Annotated in this window: 9 protein-coding genes; 3 read left to right on the top strand and 6 right to left on the bottom strand. The window is 53.3% G+C overall.

The genetic code is table 11. From position 1 onward, the window contains the following. From gatC to AINA4_RS02825, 4 genes are read right to left on the bottom strand one after another with little or no spacing between them, the layout of a single operon-like run. Nucleotides 1-300: an Asp-tRNA(Asn)/Glu-tRNA(Gln) amidotransferase subunit GatC gene (gatC, locus tag AINA4_RS02840; RefSeq protein WP_114128801.1), complete on the bottom strand. Its 300-nt coding sequence runs from the start codon at nucleotides 298-300 to the stop codon at nucleotides 1-3. Between the two features lie 49 nt (nucleotides 301-349). After that, a complete protein-coding gene (gene ligA / locus AINA4_RS02835; RefSeq protein ID WP_281787433.1) occupies nucleotides 350-2,485 on the bottom strand; it encodes an NAD-dependent DNA ligase LigA in 2,136 nt (711 codons plus the stop codon). Continuing rightward, entirely contained in the window at nucleotides 2,482-3,606 is a 1,125-nt protein-coding gene (gene mnmA, locus AINA4_RS02830; RefSeq protein ID WP_281787432.1) for a tRNA 2-thiouridine(34) synthase MnmA, read from the bottom strand. Before mnmA ends, ligA begins: the two co-directional genes overlap by 4 nt. Before the next feature lie 44 nt (nucleotides 3,607-3,650). Next, nucleotides 3,651-4,847 (bottom strand): cysteine desulfurase family protein, encoded by a 1,197-nt coding sequence (locus AINA4_RS02825; protein ID WP_281787431.1) that lies wholly within the window; start codon nucleotides 4,845-4,847, stop codon nucleotides 3,651-3,653. Between the two features lie 98 nt (nucleotides 4,848-4,945). Between AINA4_RS02825 and glgX the strand changes: the two genes are divergently transcribed. Genes glgX through glgB form a run of 3 tightly spaced genes read left to right on the top strand, consistent with a single transcriptional unit; the run spans nucleotide 4,946 to nucleotide 11,295 of the window. Beyond that, nucleotides 4,946-6,994, top strand: coding sequence for a glycogen debranching protein GlgX (glgX, locus tag AINA4_RS02820; RefSeq protein ID WP_281787430.1), 2,049 nt, complete (start codon nucleotides 4,946-4,948; stop codon nucleotides 6,992-6,994). Nucleotides 6,995-7,030: 36 nt separating this feature from the next. Next, entirely contained in the window at nucleotides 7,031-9,031 is a 2,001-nt protein-coding gene (locus AINA4_RS02815; RefSeq protein ID WP_281787429.1) for an alpha-1,4-glucan--maltose-1-phosphate maltosyltransferase, read from the top strand. Continuing rightward, nucleotides 9,028-11,295 (top strand): 1,4-alpha-glucan branching protein GlgB, encoded by a 2,268-nt coding sequence (gene glgB / locus AINA4_RS02810; protein WP_281787428.1) that lies wholly within the window; start codon nucleotides 9,028-9,030, stop codon nucleotides 11,293-11,295. The genes AINA4_RS02815 and glgB overlap by 4 nt, the downstream gene beginning before the upstream one ends. Here the strand turns inward: glgB and AINA4_RS02805 are convergent, their stop codons facing one another. Together AINA4_RS02805 and AINA4_RS02800 are read right to left on the bottom strand one after the other, a co-directional pair. Next, entirely contained in the window at nucleotides 11,296-12,282 is a 987-nt protein-coding gene (locus AINA4_RS02805) for a tetratricopeptide repeat protein (RefSeq protein WP_281787427.1), read from the bottom strand. Further along, complete coding sequence (locus AINA4_RS02800; RefSeq protein ID WP_281787426.1) at nucleotides 12,282-14,072, bottom strand: hypothetical protein; 1,791 nt, start codon at nucleotides 14,070-14,072, stop codon at nucleotides 12,282-12,284. The genes AINA4_RS02805 and AINA4_RS02800 overlap by 1 nt, the downstream gene beginning before the upstream one ends. Between the last annotated feature and the right edge of the window lie 20 nt (nucleotides 14,073-14,092).

Raw genomic sequence — 14,092 nt, 5'->3', positions numbered from 1 at the left:
TTACTGCTCCTCCCCCAGAATTGCAGAGACTTTGAAGCGCGAACCATCGTGCTCAGGAGCAGAGGCCAATGCCTTCTCGGTAGGAATCACATCAGCGACAACATCGGGACGGTAGACGTTCTTGAGGGGAATGGGGTGGCTGGTTGCAGGCACATCCGGAGTGGCAACAGCCTGCACAGAAGCCACAGCTTCCATGATCTGGCCCAACTCAGTTGTCATCGTCGCGATTTCCGCGTCGGAAAGGTCAATACGAGCCAAGTTCGCCAGGTGGCGCACCTGCTCGGCAGAAATGTCAGACATGATTCTCCGTGCACTACAAACGAACCTGAAAGTTCGGGGGATTGAGTATTTAGTCTACCGAGCGAAAGGCACTGGGACCTTCGGCAAGCAGCTTCTTGAACCCTTCAGCATCAAGAACAGGAATACCCAGTTCTTCAGCCTTAGTGAGCTTCGAACCCGCTCCTGGTCCTGCAGCAACAAAGTCTGTCTTTTTCGACACACTCGATGCGGGCTTGCCACCCGCAGCAATGATTGCTTCCTGAGCTCCCTCGCGAGTGAATCCCTCGAGAGAACCTGTGGCAACGATTGTTAGTCCAGAACAGGGGCCATCAATCTCTGCAACCGCTCCAGGGCCCGCATGTCCAGGGATTTCAAACTGAACACCTGCTGCCTTCCATTGCTCAATGATGTCCTGATGCCAGTCAACCTCGGACCAATTCTTCAACGACTCAGCAATGATTGTTCCCACACCATCAACTGCTGCAAGCTCATCGATGGAGGCAGTACGGATGGCATCAAGAGAACCGAAGTGATTTGCCAGTGCTCTTGCTGCTACTGGGCCTACGTGGCGAATGTTGAGAGAGACCAGCAAACGCCAGAGTGGTTTTGTCTTTGCCAGTTCCAGGTTCGCAATGAGTTCCACCGCGTTTTTGGATTCAGAGCCATCAGCATTGACGAAGTAGGGAACTTTTTTGAGATCTTCTAAGGTCAACGCAAACAGGTTGGCTTCGGTTTCAAGCGGAGGCTGTTCGCCATCTTTATGGTTTGTGAGTGCGGTGGCGGCAACTTCGCCGAGGCCTTCAATATCCAGACCGCCACGTGAACCGATGTGTTCTACCCGTCCACGAACCTGGGCAGGGCAGCTCTTTTGGTTAGGGCACCGCAAGTCAATGTCCCCCTCAGAAGCAGGTGCGAGCTTCGCACCACACTCAGGGCAACCTTCCGGCATCACGAACGCACGCTCAGTGCCATTACGCAGTTCCAGCACAGGGCCGAGGACTTCAGGAATAACATCGCCTGCCTTGCGGATGACGATGGTGTCACCGATGAGCACACCCTTGGCCTTGACCACGTCTTGGTTGTGAAGAGTAGCGAACTCTACGGTGGAGCCGGCAACTTTAACGGGCTCGACGACCGCAAAGGGCGTGGCCCGTCCGGTGCGTCCAACACTGACACGGATGTCTACCAGCTTGGTGTTGACCTGCTCTGGTGGGTATTTGTAGGCGATAGCCCAACGTGGCGCACGAGAAGTGGATCCCAGCTCACGCTGAGTGGCCATGTCATCGACCTTAATGACAATGCCGTCTATTTCATGCTCTACAGAATCGCGAGCTGCACCCATCTCTCGGATGAAGCCGGCCGCCTCTTGTGCGGAGCTAACAACTCGATAGTGGCTTGAGGTAGGTAATCCCCAACTCTTGAGGAGTTCATACACCTCTGACTGTGTGGGGACGGGTGCGTTTTCCCACGCACCAATACCGTGCACCAGCATGCTCAGTGGACGGGTAGCTGTTTTTTCTGGGTCTTTTTGCCTCAGGGACCCACTGGCGGCGTTACGCGGGTTAGCAAAGACTTTCTCTCCAGCTTGAGCTAATTCCACATTCAATTTTCGGAATGCTTCTACGGGAAAGAAGATTTCCCCGCGCACTTCGACCAGTGCCGGGTGCCCTTGGCCGGCAAGACGCGTGGGAATGGACTTGATCGTCAGTACATTCGCAGTGACATCTTCTCCAACAACACCATCACCACGGGTTGCAGCAGAAATGAGCACACCGTTTTCATAGCGAAGGTTGATGGCCAAGCCATCTATCTTCAGCTCGCAGAGATAGTTGACCTCACGCCCTGTGTCTTTTCTAATTCGTGCCGCCCAGTCCATGAACTGTTCTTCCGAAAAGACATTGTCCAGGCTCATCATTCGTGCGGCGTGGGTGACGGGAGCAAAAAGCTCTGTAACCTTCCCACCAACAGACAATGTGGGGCTGTCTTGTCCCTGAAGCTCGGGATATTCGCGCTCGATTTCTTCGAGACGGTGAATCAGTGCGTCGTATTCAACGTCAGCAATCAGACTTTCGTCTCGCTCGTAATAGGCATCACGAGCATCCAAGATTTTGGAGGTCAGCTCTTCGGCTTCGTGTTGAGCTTTCTCGAAGTCGCTGGGTTCAGTAACGATTTCTAAATCATCACCAAACAAAGCGTCCCCACTCATGTGGTGGCCTTCTCGGTGAGAACAGTGTTGAGATCACTGACGGTGCGAGAAATAGTGAACTGGCCTAACACCCTCGTACCCACATAAATGACTGCTGTTTGCCCTGCTGCGACAGAGTTCAGTGGGGTGGTCGGCCGAACGACAAGTTCGTCACCAACCAACTGAGCTATCGCAGGTACAGGATCTGCGTGCGCACGAATCTGAACATCAACTTCAAAGGCAGTTTCAGGGTTTTCTTGAGCTTGACCACACCAGGTGTAACTGGTGCCTGCAATCTCAGTAATGTCGAGTGCTTCGCGGGGACCAACCACGACGGTGTTGGACTTGGGCCGAATTTCTAGAACAAAACGGGGCTGGCCGTCTGGGGCGGGGGTTCCAATGTGAAGACCCTTGCGTTGACCAATAGTGAAACCAGGGGTCCCTTCGTGTGTGCCGAGTTTGTTGCCCTCAGTGTCAACGATGTCGCCCTCGCTGATACCAACTTTGTCTGCCAACCAGCCTCGAGTATCTCCATCGGGAATGAAACAAATGTCATGACTGTCCGGCTTTTGCGCAACGCTGAGGCCGCGCTGTGCGGCTTCTGCGCGAATGAGATCCTTGGACGGAGTGTCCCCGAGGGGGAACATGGCATGAGCTAACTGCTCACTGGTAAGGACACCCAGGACATAGGACTGGTCTTTAGCCCAGGCACTTGCCCGGTGGAGTTCAAGATTGCCGTGGGCATCTGGAACGAGATTGGCGTAGTGGCCAGTGCACACGGCATCAAAACCGAGAGCAAGCGCCTTCTCCATCAGGGCAGCAAACTTGATTTTCTCATTGCAGCGCATGCAGGGATTTGGTGTGCGGCCAGCTTGATATTCAGAGATGAAATCTTCCACCACGTCTGATTTGAAACGTTCGGAAAAATCCCACACGTAATAGGGAATGCCCAGCATCGTGGCAGCACGCTGCGCGTCCATCGAATCTTCGATCGTGCAGCAGCCTCTAGCACCGGTGCGCATAGTTCCAGGCATACGGCTTAGGGCAAGATGAACGCCAACAACGTCATGGCCCGCTTCAACAGCGCGCGCAGCAGCGACGGCAGAATCAACTCCACCGCTCATCGCCGCTAAAACTCGCATAAACCAAGTTTAAGCCGTGACCAGGTGCCCCAGCTGACCAAAGCCTAGGAAGTTGTGCCGGCCCTTCGTGCACGCTCATATGCCTCAGGCAGTGCTGCGAAGAATTCTTCAAGTTCTTCCTCAGTTGTGCTGTGTCCTAGCGAGACTCGGATAGCAGAAGAAGCTCCCTTTTCGTCATAGCCCATTGCTAGTAATACGTGGGAAGGCTGTGCTACGCCCGCCTGGCATGCTGAGCCGGTGGAGACTGAGACCCCCATGGCATCAAGTAAGAAGAGTAAAGAATCGCTCTGGCAACCCGGGAAAGTGAAGTTGACGTTGTTATCGAGGCGGTTGACTCGATCCCCGCTAAGAACGGCCTCAGGAACCAACTCCTGAATTTTGGCGATAGCCAGATCACGAAGTGCGCTCAATCGCTTGGTTTGCTCCGGAAACTCTGTATCTGTCTTCAACGCGGCAATGGCCATAGAAGAGATGGCTGGAGCATCTAGAGTTCCACTGCGCAGACCACGCTGCTGTCCCCCACCATGAATGAGGGGTTCCAACTGGGCATGCCTGCTGGCAATGAGGAGACCAACACCAGGTACGGAACCGAACTTGTGACCAGAAAGACTCATCGCAACAAGACCTGTTGATCCTTCAGCGCCTGTTTCTTCGCGCAGCTGGGCAAAGTTGATGGGGATATGACCAAATGCAGAAACCGCATCGATATGGAGAGGAACCTTGTGTTGTGCGGCGAGCGCGGCAACATCCGCCGCAGGCTGGATGGTGCCCACCTCGTTATTAGCCCACAACATGGTCATCAGTGCTACAGCACTACCGGCACGCTCGAGTGTCTCTCCAAGTTCAGTGACATCAATGCGTCCCAAGCTGTCAACGGAAATCCACTCGAGTACCGCACTCTCGTGCTCCTGCAGCCACAAGACAGTGTCCAAGGTGGCATGGTGCTCTGCTTCAGGAACAATAATTCGGTTGCGCTTAGCGTCTTTCTCGACAGAAGCCCGAAAGAGCCCGACGAGGGCGAGGTTGATGGATTCGGTGCCACCAGAGGTGAAGATGATTTCGATAGGTTCGCACCCCAGCACAGTTGCTAAGTATTCTCTGGCGTCTTCAACAAGTGCTCGAGCAGCCTGTCCGTGGCGATGAACGGAAGATGGGTTTCCTGATAGTTCAAGAGCATCAATGAACGCTTTGGCTGCTTCAGGACGAACCGGAGTGGAGGCAGCATGGTCAAGATAAGCCATGGGTGTTCTCCTCTCCTTAAACCTGTGGTTGAACCTATTTTCTGCCAGGCCACCGCGTTCGAAACATACTGGCAATGTATCTGGATAGTCTATTTCGAGTGACTATCCCTCCTGCACTGAACAACCTTGGCGTGCGCCAAACCGGAAACGGTGGCGAGCTCAAGGTTTTTAGTGCGCATGCTGAGGGAATTGACCTGCTGATCTATGAGGCTCCCGGCAGTAATCACATTGCTGAACGCCACTCCTTGAAAAAGGGTAAAGCCGGGGTGTGGAGCACCACGTCCTCCAAGCTCATTTCTGGTGCAGAGTATTCACTTCAAGCGTGGGGTCCTGCTGGCCCCCAAGATTCTTTCTCAGTTGAAGAACTCCTCATTGACCCTTACGCCAAGGGCTTGAGCAAGGTTGGTAATCAGTGGCGCAATGTCGTGGTGGACACCAGCTTTGATTGGGAAAATTCAGCCAAACCACAAACCCCACTTGACCAATCAGTCATTTATGAGGCCCATGTACGCGGTTTGACCAAGATGCACCCTGGCGTTCCACTGGAACTTCGCGGAACCTACGCTGGGCTTGGTCACGAAGCCATGACGACCTACCTCACCGAGCTTGGCGTGACGGCAGTTGAGCTACTTCCTGTGCACACTTTTTTATCCGAAGAACACCTACTTCGACAGGGCCTGACCAACTACTGGGGTTACAACACCCTCAACTTCTTTACCCCACATGAGGCGTATGCCACCCATGAATCTCGTACGGAAGGACCATCAGCGGTACTTCGTGAATTCAAACAGATGGTCAAAGACCTTCACACTGCTGGTTTAGAAGTCATTCTTGATGTGGTCTACAACCACACCGCAGAAGAAGGTAAATTCGGCCCACGTTTGAGCTTTCGCGGTTTAGACAATGCAAGCTATTACCGCCAAACACCAGATGGTGAGTACATCGACACCACAGGGTGCGGAAACTCGTTGAATGCATCTGAGCCTGTTGTTCAAAAACTCATTCTTGATTCGCTACGTTACTGGGCCGAAGAGGTTCACGTTGATGGGTTCCGTTTTGACCTTGCTGTGACGTTGGGTCGCAATAAAGATGCTGAGTACGAAAAAGACCACCCACTGCTCGAGGCAATACGAACTGATCCTGTGCTCTCCACGACCAAGCTCATCGCGGAGCCGTGGGATGTTGGCTTAGGCGGCTGGCAGACCGGAAACTTTGCAGATGGCTGGCACGAATGGAACGACCGCTACCGCGATCGCATCCGTAATTTCTGGCTTCCTGATATTGCACAGGCTCGAGAGACAGGTATTGCTCCCACCGGTGTGGGCGGTTTCGCCACCCGTCTGGCAGGATCAAGCAACACATTCTCTGCTGGGCGCGGCCCTGTCGCCTCGGTGAACTTCATCACTGCACATGATGGCTTTACGTTGAACGATCTGACGATGTACAACTACAAGCACAACATCGGTAACGGTGAAGATAACCGTGATGGAACGGATAACAATCGTTCTTTCAACCATGGCGTTGAAGGCCCCACAGATAATCCAGATGTTATTGCTGCACGCCGGCGCACCATGCGTAATTTGATGGGAACACTGATTTTGTCTGCGGGTATCCCCATGATTACCGCCGGTGACGAATTCGGTCGCACTCAACACGGTAACAACAACGCCTATTGTCACGACTCCCCTTTGACGTGGGTGAACTGGGAACTGCAAGAGTGGCAGCAAGACATGCTTGCGACCACCAAGCATCTGACAAAGATGCGCCAGGAACATCCGGCACTGCGTCCAACCAAATTTGGTGTCTTCGGCGAGCGCATTCCCAGTGCCAGCCAGGTTGATTGGTACAACACGCAGGGCGAAATGATGGAGTTGGAGGATTGGGAAGATCCTCACAACCGCACGCTGCAATATGTTGCCGCAAGCACCCCAGAATCTGGTGATTTCAACCGTATTTTGATGATCATCCATGGAACAGAACAACCCACTTCTGTGGTGGTCCCCAAACATGAGGGGGTTCTCTTCTACGAACCACTGTGGTTTAGTCCCCACCACACCCCGCGGGAAGTTCCTGGCGTGCTGCGCCCCGGTGAGACGTTCAAACTCACGGGAACATCCATTTTGTTGTTTAACGCTGCAAACTCGTAGTTTCCAGAACACACTGCAAGAGAGTAGTTTTCGATTATGGAACCCTCATCCATCGGCCGCATTCCCATTCTCGACGTTCGCCCTGATCTGGGGGTGCCTGGGCTTTCTGCGAAAGCGTTTGTCGGGGAAGTTGTCCCCTTCAGTGCAACATGTTTCCGTGAAGGTCACGACCTGATCGGTGTTGCACTGCATTTACGCAACCCCGAAGGGAAGTCTTCGAGGATTCAGATGCACTCTGCAGGTCCTGGCACCGACAGGTGGATTGTTCAAGCACAGCCAGATAAGCCTGGTGCGTGGACTTTCACCGTTGAGGCCTACTCGGATGACTATGCAACATGGCATCACAACGCTGAGGTGAAGATTCCTCTAGGAATTGATGTGGAGTTGATGCTCACCATCGGTTCCGAGCTGTTCACTCGAGCTTCCAAGGAACCCTCGAGGACGGTAACCCACCGCAAGAAACTGGCGGCTGTTGCAGCCACATTGGCAGATACAGCCATTGACCCTCTGGTTCGTTTTGAAAAAGCTAGTGGCGAAGAAGTTGATGCTTTGCTTTTGCACGCCCCCATTTCTAGCTTGGAAACCTTCTCAGCTGAATACCCGCTGCATGTAGAGCGCGTGCGTGCCGGGTTTGCTAACTGGTATGAATTCTTCCCTCGCTCCGAGGGTGCCAAGCTCAATGCAGATGGCTCCTGGACGTCGGGTACCTTCCGCACGGCTGCCAAACGTTTACCGGCTGTGGCCAAAATGGGCTTCAACGTTTTATACATGCCCCCCATTCACCCGATCGGCACTATCAACCGTAAAGGCCCCAACAACACCTTGGTCACACAGCCAGGTGACCCAGGCTCTCCGTGGGCCATTGGTTCTGCAGACGGCGGCCATGATGCAATCCATCCCGACTTGGGCGACTTTTCTGACTTTGCGTTCTTTCTCAAAGAAGCGAAAAAGAACGGGCTCGAGGTTGCATTAGATCTTGCCCTACAAGCTGCTCCTGATCACCCGTGGGTGAAAACAAACCCTGAATGGTTTACCACCTTGCCCGATGGCAGCATTGCCTTCGCAGAAAACCCACCAAAGAAGTATCAAGACATCTACCCCATCAATTTTGATAACGATCCCGAAGGCATTCGTGCTGAGGTGCTGCGGGTGGTTTTGTTCTGGATTTCCAAAGGGATCACCACGTTCAGGGTGGATAACCCACACACCAAACCTGTCGATTTCTGGGAATGGTTGATTTCTGAAGTCAACACCAAACACCCTGAGGTTGTGTTTTTAGCGGAAGCGTTTACTCGCCCAGCCATGATGCAAACACTTGCCAAAGTGGGATTCCAACAGTCATATTCCTATTTCACATGGCGTAACACGAAATGGGAACTGGAAGAATTCTTCCGTTCCATTTCGCATGACACCGCAGATTTCATGCGGCCTAACCTGTTTGTGAACACCCCAGATATTCTCACCGAATACTTGCAATTCGGCGGCCCTGCCGCCTTCACTATTCGCGCCACGCTCGCGGCAACAGCTGCACCACTGTGGGGGGTGTACACAGGGTTTGAACTCTATGAATCTGTAGCTCGCCCGGGCGCAGAGGAGTACATCGACAACGAAAAGTTCGAATACAAATTCCGCGATTGGGCTGCCATCGACAAGGCCGGGACCTCACTAGCTCCCTACCTGACTCAATTGAACGCCATCCGCGCAGAACACCCTGCTCTGGGACAGTTGCGAAACATCACCATTCAGCGCACTGACGATGAGGCAATCCTGTGTTACAGCAAGCACTTGGATGCGCAATTTACGGGAACTGGAAGCTCCGACACTCTCATCATCGTGGTGAACACTGACCCTCACTCTGTGAGGGAAACCACCGTGCATTTGGATCTGACAACCCTGGGTGCCTCACACGGTGACACCCTCACCGTTACCAACCTCATCACAGGTACCGAATGGACTTGGGGTGCAGATAACTACGTGCGCTTGGATCCTTTCACTGAACCAGTCCATATTTTGCACGTGAGCGGAGTGAACTCGTGACAGAGAAAAAGCCAACCGTGAAAAGATCTGCAGCCAAAATAACTGCAACTAAGAAAGCCGCGACCTCGGATTGGCGCACTCCCCAGCTCGATGATGGTTTGCTTGCCTGGGTTGCCCAGGGAAGTCATTACGACCCACACAGTGTGCTTGGACAGCACCTCATCACTGTCGAAGGTTCAACAGATCACGTCACGATTATTCGCACTCGGCGCCCTTTGGCCTCTGAGGTCATCGCCGTATTGGGTAGCAAAGCACGTATCGAGCTCAGTCACGCCGGTCACGGCATCTGGGAGGGTGCACACAAACTGGGTTTGCAAGATTACAAAATTGAAACCCGTTACCCCGATGGTTCTGAATGGATTGCAGAAGACGGCTACCGCTTCGCCCCCACCGTCGGTGAGCTGGACCTGCACTTGATTCGTGAAGGTCGACACGAGCGGCTGTGGGAAGTCCTCGGGGCTCGCTATATCGGCCACGGTGGAGTCAAGGGGACTGTTCAAGGAACCGCATTTAGCGTGTGGGCTCCAAATGCCCAGGCCGTGCGCGTTAAAGGAACCTTCAATAGCTGGAATGGTGAAGGCCACTCGATGCGTTCGCTGGGCTCCAGTGGCGTCTGGGAACTGTTTGTACCCGATGTGCACCCCGGTGAGGTCTACAAGTTTGAAATACTCACCAAGGCAGGCCACTGGGTTGAACGTGCTGATCCGATGGCACGCCAAACCGAGTGCCCACCGCTGACGGGCTCCATCATTGCTCACTCCAACTACAAGTGGGGCGATAAGAAGTGGTTGACCAAGCGAGCAAAAACCGCTCAGCATGCTGCCCCCATGAGTATTTATGAACTGCATGTGGGTTCATGGCGCCAAGGATTGTCATACCGCCAGCTAGCAGATGACCTCATTGGTCACGTTCTTGAAACTGGCTTTACCCACGTGGAGTTCATGCCGTTGGCAGAGCATCCGTATGGGCCTTCTTGGGGGTATCAAGTCACTGGCTATTACGCGCCCACTGCACGCTTTGGTGACCCAGATGATCTGAAATACCTCATTGACCGCCTGCACGATGCGGGAATCGGAGTGCTTCTGGACTGGGTTCCTGGGCACTTCCCCAAAGACGAATGGGCTTTGGCACGTTTTGATGGTCAGCCCCTCTACGAACATGCTGATCCTCGCAAGGGCGAGCATCCCGACTGGGGAACCTACATCTTTGATTTTGGTCGCAATGAGGTGCGAAACTTTCTCGTGGCCAATGCGCTGTATTGGATCGAAGAGTTCCATATTGATGGTTTGCGCGTCGATGCTGTCGCATCCATGTTGTACCTGGATTACAGTCGCGAAGACGGCCAGTGGCTACCGAACCAATACGGCGGACGAGAAAACCTCGAAGCCATCAACTTCCTGCAAGAAGCCAACGCCACCGTGTATAAACACCACCCCGGTGTCATCATGGCAGCCGAGGAGTCCACTTCCTGGGGTGGTGTCACCGCCCCAACCGAAGGTGGCGGTTTAGGCTTTGGTTTCAAATGGAACATGGGGTGGATGCACGACAGCCTCGAATACATCCACACCGATCCGATGTATCGGGAATATCACCACTGGGACATCACCTTCTCTTTCCAGTATGCGTTTAGTGAAAACTTCATCCTGCCGATCTCTCATGACGAGGTCGTTCATGGCAAGGGATCGTTACTGGCAAAGATGCCAGGCGACCACTGGCAAAAGCTGGCAAATATGCGTGCATATTTGGCGTTCATGTGGGGCCATCCTGGCAAGCAACTGCTCTTTATGGGACAAGAGTTCGGTCAGCCCTCAGAGTGGAGCCAGGAACGCTCTCTCGATTGGTGGATTTTGGACCAGCCTGCCCACCAAGGACTTCAACGAATGGTGAAGCAGCTCAATAAGGTCTATCAAGATACCCCAGCACTGTGGCAGCGCGATAGCGACCCTGAAGCCTTCCAGTGGATTGATGGTGCAGATAACGGTCGCAATGTTGTCTCCTTCGTCCGATATGACGCCAAGGGCAATGCGTTAGCTGTGGTGGCGAACTTTGCCGGAAACCCACACCATGATTTCCAGCTTGGTTTACCCTCAGGTGGAGTCTGGACTGAGCTGTTCAACTCTGATGCTCAGGACTTTGGTGGTTCCGGTGTGGGCAACATGGGCAAGGTGACTGCAACCAAGGACCAGTGGAACAATTTCGAACACTCCGCTCGAATTACCCTGCCACCTTTGGGTGTTCTGTTCTTCTACAAGCCTGCGAAGTAGCTAGTACAGCAGGTTTGTCAGTCGCAACCGTGCGGCATTGACGACAGGGTCAGTCACACCGACAACCTCAAAAAGCTCAAGCAACCTGGCACGAACGACGTTCTTACCATCTTGATCCAAGGTGGGAAAAAGCACGAGCAGACGATCAAAAGCATCCTCAATGTGACCGCCAGAGACGTCGAGATCTGCAACATCCAGCTGCTGCTCTAACCCGTGAGGATTAGCTGCAGCTGCGGAACGAATATCTGCCATTGCTTTGCTTTGCAAGCGGTGCAATAAGGAAATCTGGGCAAGACCGGCTTTCGCATCCGCGTCGTTAGGGTTTTGCTTGAGTGCCTTCTCCCACGCCGCAATTGCAGCTGGGTAGTCTCCGCGCTCTGCAGCGTCAAAGGCTTCTTGGTGCAACGGGGGTAGAGCTGGTGCTGGAGGCGAAACTTCAGCACTTTCTTCACCGACAGAATCTCCTGCAGGTTTGGCAATGCCCACAACACCGTTTTGTGCAGCAAGTTCCAGAACTTGTTCAAAGAGGTTCTGAATGTCAGCTTCCCCGGCAACCCCTGCAAAGAGTGGAAGAGGTCGTCCAGCTAAAACGGCAGCGGTCGTTGGAACGGTTTGTGCTTGGAATGCCTGAGTTAGTTGAGGGTTTTCTACCGCGTTCACTCGGACAAGGATGAGTCGTCCTTCAAATGCGAGAACAACTTTTTCCAGTATCGGAGAGAGTTCAGCACACTGGGGTGCTTCATCTGCCCACAGGTCAACAATTACGGGCACTTGGTTCGACAGATCCAAGATGGCGGTGAAGTTGGTGTCTGTTCCTTCGAGAACTAATTGCGGAACTGGAACGGAGGTTCCTGCAGAAACCGGAGCAGAAGTCTCCCCCGGAGCGCGAGTTCCACCAGCGGTGTTTACTGATCCAGGTGCAGGGCGGTTCACCAGTGAACTGAGGTCAACCGCGCCACGCAGGTTAGGAAGTGACGGCATCGACATTAGAGTCCCTTTGCTGCAATCAGACCTTGGGTGTAACCCAGGAGACGAATCTTTTCTGTGCTGCCCAAAGGCGGAACATAGAAGGCAAGTTGCAAGCCATAGGTAGATTCCACGCCTGTAGGGGAAGAAGAAATGCCGCTTAAGGTTTTGGCTTGACCCTCAAGACTGACCGATGCACCAGCTTCGGTGGGCTTGACGGTTTCAATTTCGTTCAGACCAACAGTCACAATGGCACCTGAGTCGAGTGTGGCCAAGCCCATAGGAACCCCAGTTCCGGGTGATTGGCTGAATTCAACGGATGCGCGTCCTGAGAGTGAAGCAACTTTTTGGTCTTTGTAAGCTTTACCAATCTGAGTAACAAGAGTGTCGGCAGTGAGATCGAACAAACCGAAATAGGGACTTGCTTCACCCTGCATCAATACTGAACCATATGCGGCAGAAAGTTGGTCGGGGGAAATCAGGAGGAGCTTTGAATCTGGCATGACCAATGCAGAACCTACATTTGCTGGCGCAACTGTCGGTACGGAAGCATTTGGTTCCAGTGTGACCAAATACTCAATGTGGTAGTTATCCCGAGGAGAGTTTTGGATCATCATCAGCCCCATGGTTGGTACAGATGGATCTTTTTCGTTCTGGACAACCGCAATGACTTGTCGAGGCCACGCGTTAGTGGCCTGAGGCATCACAAACGTAATTGGTGAAGCCGCTAATGCTGGCAATGCGGGAACCCCGCTGTCAACCTTTCGGATGGCATAGTTTGCCGCGCGTATTTCCTGGGCAGGACCGATCAATCGCGTTGCAGAAAGGTTTGCATCCAGTGTGGAATCAGCCGAGGAAACAACGGTCGAAATCTTCTCCAGAATTACACCCAGCTGACGTTCCGTCACTGCTGGTGGTTCACCTTCGATACCTGGTGTTGGCGTTGCTGAAGGAGTTGCTTGCTCAGCAGGTGCCTGTGGAGCCTGGAATGGACTGCAGGAGCTCAACCCCACTGTCAAAACACCGGCGAGACCGAGGGCTACAAAACTGGAACCTCGAGGCAGTGCCCGGCGGCCTTTGGCCGCAGCACTGACCAAAGATTTTGGTGTGGGCATGCTCAAGCTACGAGGCTTAGGGGGTTTAGGACCTGATCCTCGACGCCTAGGTCCTTGAGTATTACGGTCATGGCGCAGAGCCCACAAATAAAGAATGAGGCCGACGAGCGCCAACACCCCACCGATGATGATGAATCCAGTTGCAAACGGAACAGCACTAGGAAGCGGCCATGAAATGGTTACATTGCCTGGAGCATTGGCTGTCCCATCTGATGCAATGATGACAGACATACTCTTGTCGAGTTCAGTGGGTACTGTGGCAGTTTTTTGGGCGCTAGCCTCACCCAGCCACAGATCACTACCGGCGGGAGTGGTGATTGATTGTTCGGGAATTTCAGTCAGGGCCGGGTTCTCTGGGTTGTTCACCAGAGGCTTACCCTCAGCGAGAACAAACTTGCTTTGGTTTGTGGAATAACCCAAAGCTTCATAATCGTCAGCACCGATCCACGCCTTCACATCAGTTGTGCGACCATAACCGACAAAGTTACCCTTGCTCGCTCCAGTAACTGTGACGTAGGGGGTGTTTCCGTGGAGAGTAAGAGTCTTACCGTCAATGACCACGTAAGGGGCGTTGGGATTTACTTCCGCACTGAGGGTGATCATTTCGGGTCCGGAGAAAAACAGCTTCTGGGTTACACCGATGCCAAGCAGGATGGCTGCTACGACGAACACGCCAATAGCAATAATGAACCGCACGATTTGTCTCCTTGTACGTA

Origin of the sequence: Aurantimicrobium sp. INA4, from assembly GCF_027924525.1 — a bacterium.
Taxonomy (GTDB): domain Bacteria; phylum Actinomycetota; class Actinomycetes; order Actinomycetales; family Microbacteriaceae; genus Aurantimicrobium.
The sequence above is the reverse complement of the archived record's forward strand: the minus strand, read 5'-3'. Positions and strand labels throughout refer to the sequence as shown.